The sequence below is a fragment of the Lacticaseibacillus salsurivasis genome (genome assembly GCF_036246225.1).
Taxonomy (GTDB): Bacteria; Bacillota; Bacilli; order Lactobacillales; family Lactobacillaceae; genus Lacticaseibacillus; species Lacticaseibacillus salsurivasis.
Window position 1 is genome coordinate 22,636 of the sequence record NZ_BTTP01000011.1, and the last position, 13,032, is coordinate 35,667.

Below are 13,032 nucleotides of genomic sequence, written 5' to 3' on the forward strand. Positions count from 1 at the left end.
CGCGTGATTGGTTTAGGACCACAGTGAGTTAAACCGGCACCGTTCCCTGTGAATCGCAGGTGAATGGTGCTTTTTGGTGCCTGCAAAGGGGTAGCGTGTTTGCAGACCAGGCATCGTTCACTATTGGTATGTACAAAAGTGGTTAGCAGTTGGAAGCAACAAACGCCTGTTTAATAGGCTTGGATTCGGGCTTAAAAACCCAATTCGTGAAAATTGGCGAAAACCATTAGACCATGACAACGAAGGTGAAAGTCCTCATTTTTCAAAGTGTACAGTAACGCTGATGGCGTGGTTAAAAAGGTGAAAATAATGAGTATCGTGGCCCGATTTAAAAAAGATTTCCGGGTTAATCGTACCTACCAATCAGGCATTTGCCGCCCTAAAAGACTGGTTATTGCAAGGAAATTCGGTCAAATATTCAAAAAGCAAAAAAATCGTTCCAAGAAATAAAATATTTGTTGCCTGGCGCAAGTGAGGGGGACAAATTTTTGCCTTGAGTGAACCACGCTAGAAGCAACGGGATCCGCTTGCGGCGCGCCTTGAAACCGGATACACTCACGGTGGTTGGTACCACTACTGGGGAGTGGGGGTATCAATGTCTGAGCTAACCGGCTCATGGGCGAATTTCGAGCTGGGCACCAAAAAGGAGGAAACTGAGTATGGCACATGGGAAGTCCACCACTTTCAAGTTCAAAGGTCTGCTTTACAGTACGGCAGTCCTTTCGTTCTTAACGGTCTCCGGACTAAGTGGGTATCATGTTCACGCGGCAACACAGGAGCCAGCAGCCAAGGAGGAAGCTGCGGTTCAAGGCCTGCAGGCGCAAGCGGACCAGCCGCAAACTGATCAAACCGCTGATGCCAGCACCGATGCCACAACCGCTACGGGTAAGCAGGTTGAAGCACCAGCCGCAGAGCAAGCAACACCAGAAGCAGCACCGGCTGGGGAGTCGGCTGCGGCTTCGGACGTCAAGGCGGATCCGGCCCCTGGGGTAGAACAAGAGGCAAAGCCGGCCGCTGATGCCGCCACTGATCAAACGGCAGACCAAACCGCAGATCAAGCGGCCAAGCAAGCCGCTGATCAATCAGCGGTAGATGATCAAAGCGCAGACGATGCGGTCAGCGATGACACGGTGGCTAATCCAATCACCAATGTCGAGAAGCAAACCAACGTCTACGAAGTCACCTATCAAAACGGGCAAAAGGCGCATGTCAGCGTGCTCACCGATAAAATGTTCCGCTATTATGTTGATCCAAGCGGTGAGTACGGTGATCCGGCGCAGTCCAAGGAAGGACTGAACGCCAAGATTTTCCCGCAGGCCTTAGATGACTACGACAAGGCGGCGTTCAATGCCTCGACCTTGACCACCACTGACGCCGGCTGGACCATCGGCACCGACGCGATTCAAATTCAATTCGCCAAGGCTACCGGGTTGATGTCCGTGCTGCACAACAACAAGATTGTGCTGGCGGAAAGCAAGCCTTTGGAAGTGACGGCCGGGGGGTCGACACAATATCTGAAGGACGCCGCTGGCAGTCAGTACTTTGGCGGTGGCACCCAAAATGGTGAATTCACCATGAAGGGTAAGGAAATCAAGATTCTCAAGACCAACGACTGGGTTGATGGCGGGGTAGCGTCACCGAATCCGTTCTACTGGTCCACTGCGGGTTATGGCGTGGTGCGCAACACCTTCAAGCCAGGGACCTACAATTTTGACACTGCGAATAATGGCGAAATCACCGCTAATCATGAGGAAGATCGCTTCGATGCGGTTTACTTCTTCGATGACACGGCGTACGCCTTGATTCACGATTACCAAGAACTCACTGGGCTGCCGGCTTTGATGCCACATTACGCCTTTTATGAAGCGCATTTGAACGCTTATAACCGTGACATCTGGGTCGAAGTTCCAGAAGGCACGTACGGCGGCATCAAGTTCCCAGATGGCAAGACTTACAAGGAATACGAACCGGACAAGGTGCCGGCTGGCCAAACCGGCACGCTGGAATCCTTGAATGGGGAAAAGGATAACTACCAATTCTCCGCGCGCGAAGTGATTGATGAATACATCGCGCATGACATGCCATTGGGCTGGTTCCTGCCGAACGACGGCTATGGTGCCGGCTACGGCCAAACCGATACCCTGGCTGGCAACATCGAAAACTTGAAGGAATTCATCCAGTACGCCAACGAGCGTGGTATTCAAGTTGGCCTGTGGACCCAGCAAAACCTGAAGCCGGTTGATCCCGATAACCCGACCAACAAGGACCGCGATTTCGCCGCTGAAGTCGCTGCCGGGGTCGTGGCGCTGAAGACCGACGTGGCTTGGGTGGGTCCTGGCTACTCCTTCGGGCTTGATGGCATTCAAACCGCTACCGATATGATGGAACAAGTGAACGGCGACAGTATTCGGCCCTTCATCATCACTTTGAACGGCTGGGCTGGCACCCAACACTATGCCGGCATCTGGGATGGCGACCAAACTGGCGGCGAATGGGAATACATTCGCTTCCACATTCCAACGTACATCGGCGAAGGCTTATCCGGCCAGCCGAATGTCGGCTCTGACTTGGATGGGATTTTCGGCGGTAAGAATCCAATCATCAACATTCGCGACTTCCAGTGGAAGACCTTCACCCCAATCGAACTCAACATGGATGGCTGGGGCAGCAACCCGAAGAATCCATTTGTCTTTGATGAGGCGACCACCAACATCAACCGTGCTTATCTGAAGCAAAAGTCGATGCTGATGCCTTACATCTACACGGCGGCGGCGCAATCGACCTTCGATGGCAAGCCAATGGTGCGCGCGCTCTTCCTCGACTATCCAAATCTGCCAGAAACCTACACGGATCTGGTGAAATACGAGTACATGTGGGGCGACGACTTCCTGGTCGCGCCCGTGTACCAGGACACTAACGCCGACGCGCAAGGCAATGACGTGCGCAATGGCATTTACTTGCCAGATGCCAACCAAACCTGGATTGACTACTACACCGGCAAAGAATACCAGGGCGGTCAGGTCATCAATAACTTTGACGCCCCGATTTGGAAGCTGCCAATTTTCGTCAAAGCCGGTGCCATCATCGCTACCACGCCTGCGCATAACACGCCAGACAAAATGGATCTCAGCCAGCGGCAGTTCCAAATTTACGCTAACGGCAAGACCACCACGACGAACTACGAAGATGATGGGATTTCTAAGGAGTACCTGAATGGTCAGTCCAGCAAGACCACCATCACCTCTGACCTGCAAGGCACCAAGCTCACTGTCACCGTGGATCCGATGACCGGCAGCTACGCCAATATGGTCACCGATCGCACCACCGAATTTGATATTCGCAGCAAAACCGCACCAACCAGCGTCACCGCCACGGTTGGTGGCAAAACCGTCACCCTCACCGCAGTGGATAGCTTAGAAGCCTTCAACGCTGGCACGAATGTGTACTTCTATGACCAGGCTTACCTGATCAATGACTACCTGAAGGGCATTGGCACCGGCATTGAGCAAGCCTTCCTGCGCGTAAAGTTAGGCGCCACCGATGTCACCCAAAATGGCATTGTGCTGACGGTTGACGGCGTTGATACTACCGCCGCGCCAGTCAATGCGCTGCCGGCCCAAAATAATGCCGTGCCAGCAGTCACCAACCTGACCCAGCAAGCCGACACCACCGATGCTCGGCAAATCGGCATGACTTGGGATGCAACGCCAAACGCCACCGGCTATAACCTGAAGCTTGACGGGGTGCTCCATGCTAACGTGCAAGGCACCAGCTTTATCCTCGATGGTTTGCTCGTTAAGAGCGATCACACTGTGCAGATTCAGGCGATTACCGCTGATGGCGCTGGGGCGTGGACCGATGTGCAGACCATGAGCACTGACGATGATCCACTCCAAGACGCCATCAAGGGCATTTCGGTTCGGAACACGGAGTCCAATATCACTGGCACCAATATCTGGCAGGAAGACATGGGCCCAGAACTGCTTTTCGATCTTGACTTGAACTCGACGGCGCATACCAATTGGTTCACCGGCCCGGATGCCAAGCAAGATGCCACGCCATTGACCATGCTGGTTGAACTGCACAATGTGTACGAATTGGACCACTTCACCTACGTACCGCGCGTGGATGGCGGTAACGGGACCATCAAGGGGCTGGATATCTCAGTTTCCATCGACGGCGTGCACTGGAGCACGCCGATTCAGGCTCGCGACTGGGCCGCCAACAGCCAAGAAAAGACTGTTGACCTCAGTGGCTTGAAGGCTTACTTTGTTCAATCCACCGTGCCGAAGGGCATGTCGGTCGGCCAATTCGTTTCCGGTCAAGAATTCCTGCTGTTCAAGAAGGAAGGCACCAAGCCGCACTGGCCTGGGGACTTAACCAACGACGGCACCTGGACCGATGACGACGAAACCTCCCTGCGGAACTACGCTGGCTTGACCCAGGGCAAGGATTCCGACTTTGATGGTTATGTGGAAAATGGTGACATGAACCAAAACGGCACTATTGATGCCTATGACATTAATTATGTCGAAACGCACCTTGGCACCGCCGTCACGACTTGGGATGAGGCTGTACCAACTGGCACTTTGACCCTCAAGACGGACAAAACCAGTTACCAGCCAGGTGACACCATCACCGTGACCTTGCAAGGGCATGACCTGAGCGGCGTTAACGCGCTGTCTGTGCACATTCCGTACACCAGCAAGGAACTGACCTTTGGCAACGTGCAGGCTACCGACGCGACGAAGAACATGATCAACTTCTCCAAGAGTCGGCTGCATTCAGACGGCAGCGAAGATCTCTATCTGATCTTCTCGAACAAGGGTGAAGCCGACCGCTTAAGCGGCGACTTGGACCTGGCGACCTTCACCTTAACCGCGAAGAAGCCACTGTCCGGGGATGCGCTGAAACTGGCGCTGACGGATCCAATGCTGGTGAACCAAATCAGCAAGGAAGCCTTCCTAGAAGCACCGGACGCCGTTGAGTTAACCTATCTGGATCCCGCGAAGGCTGGCTTGCGGCAAAGCATCGCTACCGCCAAGGCGCTGAATCCGGAGCACTACACGGCCGATAGTTGGCAAGCCGTTGCCGATGCCCTGACGCAAGGGCAAACCGTCGTTGACGACAGCGCAGCTGACCAAGCGGCGATCGACACGGCGCAACAAAGCCTGATTGATGCCGTCAAAGGTCTCACCCCGGCCACGCATCTCGACAAAGCCGTTTTGGCCGAGTCACTGAAGCTGGCCCAAGGAGTTGACGTCAGCGGCTATACGGTGGACTCTCAGCAGGCGCTGGCCGCTGCCATCAGTAACGCGGCTGCAGTGGTGGGCGATGACGCCGCCACGCAGGACACCATTGATGATGCGGCGATTCAGCTGACTGCCGCGCTGGCTGGTCTCAAGGCTAAGCCAGTGGTGGTGGATAAAACCGCCTTGCAAGCAGCGATTGCCCAGGCCGAAAAAGCGGCTAAGGATGCGGCGCACTACACCGCCCAAAGCTATGTCGGCGTGGCTGATGCCTTGGCGGCTGCCCAAGCGGTAGCGGCTAATCCAAATGCCACCGCGGCGCAAGTCGATGCCGCGACCACCGCTTTGCAAGCCGCATTGGCTGCCCTTAAGCCGGCAGGCAAGGGTACGCAAACCGGCCAGCATGATCAAGGCACCAAACCTGCTCCAACTGGCGACCAAGGTGCTAAGTTGAAACAGGATAAAAAAGCAACCCAGCAACAAAAAGTAGCGGCGATTACCAAAGCCGCTGGCAAGAAGACGCTACCGAAGACCGGCGAGTCGACCACCCCGCTGGCAGCCCTTGGCGTTGCACTACTCAGCTTACTCGGGGGCCTTGGGTTCTCCCGGCGCAAGCAAAATTAACTGACTGTAATGAACAACCGGTAAATATGGCAGAAGCGACCGTCTGGGGGAGACGGCCGCTTTTTTGCGTGATGCATTGCCCGGGAAATAAATAACAACGCCACTGTGAAACTCGCAGACAGCAGCGCGTTTCTTGGTATAATGACAACGGAGGACTCGTCATGAAAAAGTTGTTGCATCGCTATTTTCACAGTCGGTTTTATGCAATCCTAACCGCGACTTTCCAGCCGTTACTGCCGCTTGTGCTTTTGGGGACTTACGCGCAGGCCCTGTTGGTCGCGGCCTTTTCGCGGAACGGGTTCTTCACCGAAGTCTTCGCGCTGAAAAGTTGGCTACCAGGGTACGCCCTGATACGTCAAGGCCTGTCGATGCTCACGGCGTACACGCTCGGGCTGCTTGGTCTCTTGACGGCGATTTTCGCCGCCCGCGCGGTGGCACGCCGCAACCCGACGTTAGCCATGTTGGTGGCAGGAATTGGCTTTTTGATCCTCAACACCACGCGGCTGGCGATGTTGGGGCCAGGCTTAGGGCTAGGTGGTTTGCTACTCGGCCTGTTATTCGGCCTGCTCATTGGTTGGCTGCTCAATCTGCCTTGGGCGCGGTTTACGGCCAGCCTCATCATCATTGCAGCGGTTGTCATCCGCCTAGGCCTCAATGCGCTAGCGGTGGGTGAAATCAGCCCGAGTTTTACCAGCGTTCCCCATGGCGGCGCGGGCGTCTTGCTCGCCGTGCTAGCGAACAGTGTGCTGGCTTGGTTTGGCCTGACGCCACTCATTGATCCGCTGTCGCCGCTGTTGACCGGACCAACCGCCACGGCGAATCTCACTGCTGTGTTGGCGAACAAAACCGTCCCATACCTGACCACCGTAGGCACGCTGTATCGACCGTTCGCCTTGTTTGGCGGGGTCGGTGGCACGCTGGGGCTCATCATTGCGATTTTGCTGATGGATCGGCGTCGGACCAAGCGGCAGCTAGCAAAATGGAGCCTGGTCCCTGGATTGGTTAACCTCAATTTGCCGCTACTGGTGGGCTACCCGCTGCTGCTCAATCCGTTATTGCTGATTCCGTTCACCTTGGCCCCACTGGCCGCAACGGCGCTGGCTTGGGTCGCGCTGCACCTGCAACTCATGACCGCTGCCGTTTACCATGTCCCAGCCACGACGCCAGGGCCGATGTTGGCTTGGCTGGCCACCAATGGCAACTGGCCGGCGCTGATCGTGGCCTTCGTTTGCCTGGCTGCCTCTGTGGCCATTTACTGGCCATTTGTCAAAATGCTGGAGGAGGTGGCGCCAGATGTCTAAAACTGTACGCACGATTTTGCTTAGCCTCCTCGGTATCGCCGTTGTGCTTGGTTTGTTCATCCCAGCGACAATTTGGATGCGCGGCCAAGTGAAGCAGACCCAGGTCATTCACGATTCCCGCATGGCACCGGTGATTCTGGTGCCTGGTAGTTCAGCCACGCAGAATCGGTTTAACGGCTTGATCACCACGCTTAATCAACGCACCAGCGGCCACAGTTTACTGAAGGTGACGGTGAAAACCGATGGCAGCATGACTTCCACTGGGAGCATCGCCGCCCGCGATAACGAACCGTACATCGTGGTGGCTTTCGAGAACAACAAGGATGGCTACAACAACATCAAAAAGCAGGCCAGCTGGTTCAATATCGCCATGAAAAAACTGATGACCACTTACCATTTCAATCGGTTCAAGGGCATCGGTCACAGTAACGGCGGCCTAATTTGGACCCTCTTTCTGGAAAAGTATTACGCCAGCGCATCAATGACCATTAGCGATCTGATGACCATTGGCACGCCGTATAATTTGGAAGAAAGTAACGCCAACAACCGCACGCAAATGCTGGTGGACCTGATTAAGGCCAAAAAGAATCTGCCGACGAACCTGACCGTGTACTCGCTGGCGGGGACGGCGACGTATAGCGGCGACGGCACCGTGCCACTCTCCAGTGTGGAAAGCGGCAAGTACATCTTCCAAAACCAGGTGAAACACTACACGCAGATCACTGTGTCTGGGGATGATGCCAGTCACTCCGATTTGCCGCAAAATCGCCAGATTGAAAGCTACATTCAGCAGTACATCCTGACCAATCCGAACCAGCAAGGGGTGCACGTGCCGACCGGCGGGCAAGCCCGGCCAGGGGTGGGTACTGCGCCAGATGAATAAGCCAAATTCACTCGCGGGCGGTTGCATTTCGAATGGCCGACCAGTATCGTTACCTTAACGGAGGCGAGAACATGGACCCTAGTTCAGATAATCCAATGTGCCATCAAGGCATGACCTGCCACGACGGGTGCCGCTGCGCCGGCTCGCATGGCCGCTGTCAATGCAAAATGGTCACGCCAGAGCAGTGTCAGTGCGGCTCGCTGTGCAAAGCCGCGCCGGCGAAATAAGCAAAAGACCGCGCTTCAGCATTTTTCGCTGAAGCGCGGTCTTTATTTGCACAAGTATGAGGCGGAAATTAAGCGCGGCGTTTGCGCTGCAGTGCTGTACCACCCAACAAGCTCAGAAGGCTCAAGCCCAGCAAGGCTAATACACTTTGGTGGGCATCGCCGGTACTTGGCAAAGCCGAGGCGGCAACTGGTTTAACTTTAGCTAAGTTGGCCTGTTTCAGGGTCGCGGCTGGCTTGGCGCCAGTGTGCTTCTGGTGTAGCGCTAGCCAGTGTTGCACCGTTGCCAGGTGGGCTTGCGCGGCTTTCAAGGCGCTGGCAGCGGCGGCAGCTGGAGCGAGCGTGGCCTCGTAGGCCGCTTGGGCGTCGGCTAATGCGGCCTGCGCCGCTTCATCGGCTGCCTGGGCCAGGGCTAGGTTAGCATCAGCTTGTTGCAAAGCATCTCGATGGTCAGCGGCTGCGGTTTCAGCTGCTTGCGCAGCAGTGAGGGCGTCGTGAGCTTCATCAGCGGCGGTTTGTGCCGCTGTGAGTGCGGTCTGCGCGGCGGTGAGGGCGTTGTGCGTGGCGGTTGCGGTTGCTGCGGCAGCGGTGGCTTGCGCCTCTGCCGCTTCGAGGTTAGCGGTTAAGGTCGCTTGATTAGCCGCGGCATTGGCTGCGGCGGTTTGTTGATCAGCAGCAAGCTTGGCCTGGGCCGCTTGCAGGGCTGTGTCGGCAGCGGTCTTCGTCGCTTGCGCCGTTGTCAATGCGGTTGTCGCATCAGCCAGCGCCTGTTGCGCCTTGGCTAAGGCTGTGGTGTCCCGGGTGTGGGCAATCGGCGCCGGGGTCGTGGTGTTGTTAAAGAAAGGATAGCTGTGGTCGACGCCGGTGACGTTGGTGTAGGTTAATCTGAGTTCTCCGGCCTCGTTAATCATCACGCCCAGATAGTCGAAGTCCTGGTAATAGCCCTGGGATAACAAAAGGTCGGTTAACCATTCTGGCTGTCCTCGCCACTCGCCGGTGAGTGATGGACCAGCGACATAAATATCGCTTTCAGTCGTTGAATAGTCAGTTGTGCTCAAGAGGCTGGCAATGGCGGCGAGCACCCCGCGTTTGAGGTTGGCCATCGGTGCTGGATTGTCACCATTATCATTGAGATCGAAACTGAAACTCATTACCCCGTCCCAGATGTCACCAGCACCAAAGACCTCTGCTGGTCCTTCGCCTTGGTTTGTATCGTATTGAGTGCCGGTGGGGAGACCTAACGTCTGAGCCGCATCAACCGAAATTTCTGAGTCCCAGTCATAGAATGAGGAATCACCATAGTTGCCGCGGTATAGGTTGCCGCCGACGTGAAGCAGCGCGGCCTGGACTGAGCCATCGGAAACGTGGATTGGTGCGATGCCGAATCGAGTGCGGATATCATTAATGATTGAAGCAGCAAACTCGGAGAGTTCGCGGGCTTCAGCATTCGTTAAGTGAGTGAAATCAGGAACAATTTCCGCCTCATCAGCCGCCGTCGGTTGATAGTCAATGAGCTGTGTGGCGTCACGGGCCTTGGCGAGGGCGTTGTTAGTCCAATCGAAGGTGGAATAATCACCATCGAAGGCCTCTGCTTCCTGAAAAGCCTGCAGAAAATCGGGCGTTAGCACCACGCCCCCAACTTCGGAATCAGCGTCAGTCGCGTCATCCACCGCCTGTTGGGCCTGAGTTTGCGCGGCCGTGGCGTTATCCACCGCCGTGCCGGCTTGGTCGGCGGCGACCTGCGCCTCGTCAACGGCTTGTTGGCTGGCCGTTACCGTCGGGTCGTCTTCTCCGGTCAGGGCGGCTTGTGCGGCAGTCACGGCATCATCGGCTGCAGTTTTAGCGGATTGCGCCGCTTCGTCTGCTGCTGCTTTCGTATCAACGTCAGCTTGTGCTTCAGAGACGGTTTGGTCCGCGGCGTCGCTGGCTGCTTGGGCGTCAGCAGTGGTGGCCGCTGCGGCGTCGGCATCTGCCTGGGCCTGAGCAATGGCTTCTGGCGTTGCTTCCGCCTTGGTGGCTTCTGCGGCCGCCTTGTCCGCAGCGGTTTGATCTGCCGTGGTTTGCGCGGCGCTCAGATCAGCTTCGGCCTCAGCTTTGGCCGCGGCCGTGGTGTCGGCCGCTTGTTGGGCTTGATCAACGGCAGTTTGCGCCGCTGCTTCATCGTTATCGGTGTTTTGCACCGTGCTGGTGGCCGGTTTGGTCGCGGCATGGGTGCTTTGCGGGTTCGCTAGCGCCAAGCCGGCAATGGTAGCGGCTGCAGTCAAAGTGAACAATGGGGTTTTCTTCATAATCTCTCCTCCAAATAAAGAAATTTCTTCCCCAGTGTACTAATTGACCGCGTCATAATATGACATAAAAATAACAATCCGGCCGCTCACCAAATTATTTTATTGATATTTAGCCTGCATCGCCGTCAGCATAGTTTTGATCCGTTTGACCAACAGTGGCGGATCGAGCACCTTGACCCGTGGGCCTTGGCCGAGCAGCCACAGTAGGGCCCCTTCGATGCGGGCGTAGGCTTCAATGACGACGCTGCCGTCCGCGTTGGTGGCAACGACTTTGGAAGTGGGAAAAGCGTCTAGCGCCGTGGTCACAAAACCTTCGTACTCAAAGTGGATGACAGTCGGTTCGCCAAAGTCGATGAAGTAGGTTTGCCGCCAGTGGTCCTGCAGCGAAAAGCGGGTCGCGTAATCGAGTTTTTCACCCTTGGTTTCATCTAAGATCTCCTCGATGCGATCAAGGCGATAGAGCCAGTAACCATGATGCTCGTCGGCAAACATCGCCACGTAAAAGTAAAAGCGCTCAAAGAACACGGCCACAGGTTGGGCATGGTGAATTTCGCTGGTTTGTTTCAAATTCGAACGGCTGCTGCGGTAGCTGAACGTCAGCTTAAGGCGCTGATCAATGGCGGTATTAACTGTCTGCAACAAGCCCAGTAGCGGTTTGGCGCCAGTGAGCGGCGAAAAACCATGCCGGGCCAAGCGCAAATCCGCGTGCAGGGCAGAGCGACTGGTCGGAGAGAGGGGCTGTTCAATGTAGGCCAAAGCTGCTGCAAGTTCGCCTTGATCAAAAGCGCGACTGCCGGTGACGATGTGGCTGACCGCCAAGGCGATGCTATCTTGCCGGTTATCGGTCATTAAGCACCAGTGCCGCGGTGGTCCTTCCTGGAGCACTGGCGGCCGGGCGCACTCGTCAGCCAAGGCGGCCCGGATGTCGGCTAAGTCGCGCTGGAGGGTGCGCAGGCTAATGCTGTATTCAGCTGTCAGGGTCTCAGCATCAATGGTTTGACCTTGCATTAAGGCCGCAAAAATATGCGCGACGCGGGCGTTGCTTTCCATGGGAGCCACCACCTTTGGGTTATCTATCACATATCTTACCAGATGAAGCCGGAAAGAGTGGGTGAAAACCCTCGGCCGCTTTTAGCGGTGATGACAGTTTGGTAATGAATTCAATAACAATTGCATAATAGATGGCGGCGAGCAAAAAAATCCCATCACCGCGCTCAGATGAAACGTCTGCGACGATGATGGGATTGCTTGTATTCAATTAGCGTGGCGGCGCACCTAAGCGACGGCGGCTGATTTAAAAATCATCGGTTTCAACCGTGACCAAATGGCATTGATGCCGAACGCCGAAGCGAAAGAGATGCACCAGGTCAGCACATACAACACCAAAATCCCGACCCAGGTGTTGGCGGTGGTCAGGGTCTTGCCGAAGAGCAGCCACAGGCATTGTGACCAAAAGACATTCGACAGGTAGGCTTTGTAGGCGAAGTTGGCAAATTTATGCACGAACTTCGTAAATGGCCGGCCGGCTTTGACCTGATACAGGCACAGCGCCGAGAACAGGCCGATGGCGGCGAGATCATACAAGGTCATCGACGGCTTGTAGTAAGGCGCGTTGCCAAGGTTGATCGGGAAGCCGTAGCTGAACAGTTCGTGGTTGGTCCACCAGAACGTGGCTAAAAAGACGACGGCGATGGCCGGCCACCATTTCATGATGGCGCGATCGAAGTGCTCGCGGTACTGCCAAGCCAGCGTCCCAAAGACACCATAGATGAAGAAGCTGATGAACAGCCGATCAAACAGGTACCAATCTTGAGCATGCGGGCCGTTAAAGACCTGGGTGTCATAGAACCACAGCCACAGCGCCGCAATCACGACCGCGGCGCCGGCAGCGATGATGCCGCGCTTGGCGTTTTGTCCGCACCAGCGGCCAATCGCCCAGAAGACCGGCATCAAAATGATGAACTGCAGCATCATGGTGTTATACCACAAATGCGGCGCGGCGTTCCCGTTGACGAAATGCCAGAGAAACGAGCCTAAGTCGTGATACTGGTTGACTTGCTGCATTTGCGGCATAACCAACAGGTAAATAAACGTCCACCAAATCGTGGGGATGAACAAGGCGTGCCACATGTTTTTGAGATAGTGGCCGTAAGTCAATTCCCGATGGTCGATGGTCGTGCGGGTGGTGGTGTAAAGAATGCCAAAAATAAAGGCTGGTGCGGTGTACTTGACCAGGTTATACATAATCCCGATCCAAGTTTGCGCGCCAATGCTAGGGCTGGTCGTCAACGCGTAGCTCATAATGGGCTGCGACATCACGGCAGTGCAGGCGCCTAGCTTTAAGTAGTCGCCGATATCGGCGGCTGGTGCGAGCGTCTTCTCACTCATTTGGTTGTCCCACCTTAGTTCGGATTTGTGAGAGGCGATCGGTGGGAGTTGTCGAAGCCAGTGTAACGAGTTGCG

Annotated in this window: 6 protein-coding genes; 3 read left to right on the forward strand and 3 right to left on the reverse strand. The window is 55.6% G+C overall.

The annotated features are described in order from the left end of the window. Positions 1-659 precede the first annotated feature (659 nt). The 3 genes from AAA927_RS08640 (at position 660) to AAA927_RS08650 (ending at position 8,057) form a co-directional block, all read left to right on the forward strand. Positions 660-5,873, forward strand: coding sequence for a TIM-barrel domain-containing protein (locus AAA927_RS08640; RefSeq protein WP_338217494.1), 5,214 nt, complete (start codon positions 660-662; stop codon positions 5,871-5,873). Between the two features lie 161 nt (positions 5,874-6,034). After that, the gene (locus AAA927_RS08645; protein ID WP_338217495.1) at positions 6,035-7,174 is read left to right on the forward strand and encodes a PTS transporter subunit EIIC; all 1,140 of its coding nucleotides are present in this window, start codon (positions 6,035-6,037) and stop codon (positions 7,172-7,174) included. Continuing rightward, a complete protein-coding gene (locus tag AAA927_RS08650; RefSeq protein ID WP_435891519.1) occupies positions 7,137-8,057 on the forward strand; it encodes an alpha/beta hydrolase in 921 nt (306 codons plus the stop codon). Before AAA927_RS08645 ends, AAA927_RS08650 begins: the two co-directional genes overlap by 38 nt. A gap of 295 nt (positions 8,058-8,352) precedes the next feature. Here AAA927_RS08650 and AAA927_RS08655 read toward each other — a convergent pair whose 3' ends face one another. From AAA927_RS08655 to AAA927_RS08665, 3 genes are all read right to left on the reverse strand, one after another. Beyond that, the gene (locus AAA927_RS08655; RefSeq protein ID WP_338217497.1) at positions 8,353-10,569 is read right to left on the reverse strand and encodes an SEC10/PgrA surface exclusion domain-containing protein; all 2,217 of its coding nucleotides are present in this window, start codon (positions 10,567-10,569) and stop codon (positions 8,353-8,355) included. Positions 10,570-10,668: 99 nt separating this feature from the next. Further along, complete coding sequence (locus tag AAA927_RS08660) at positions 10,669-11,619, reverse strand: helix-turn-helix transcriptional regulator (protein WP_338217499.1); 951 nt, start codon at positions 11,617-11,619, stop codon at positions 10,669-10,671. A 225-nt stretch (positions 11,620-11,844) separates the two neighbouring features. Further along, complete coding sequence (locus AAA927_RS08665) at positions 11,845-12,957, reverse strand: acyltransferase family protein (protein ID WP_338217500.1); 1,113 nt, start codon at positions 12,955-12,957, stop codon at positions 11,845-11,847. Positions 12,958-13,032 lie beyond the last annotated feature (75 nt).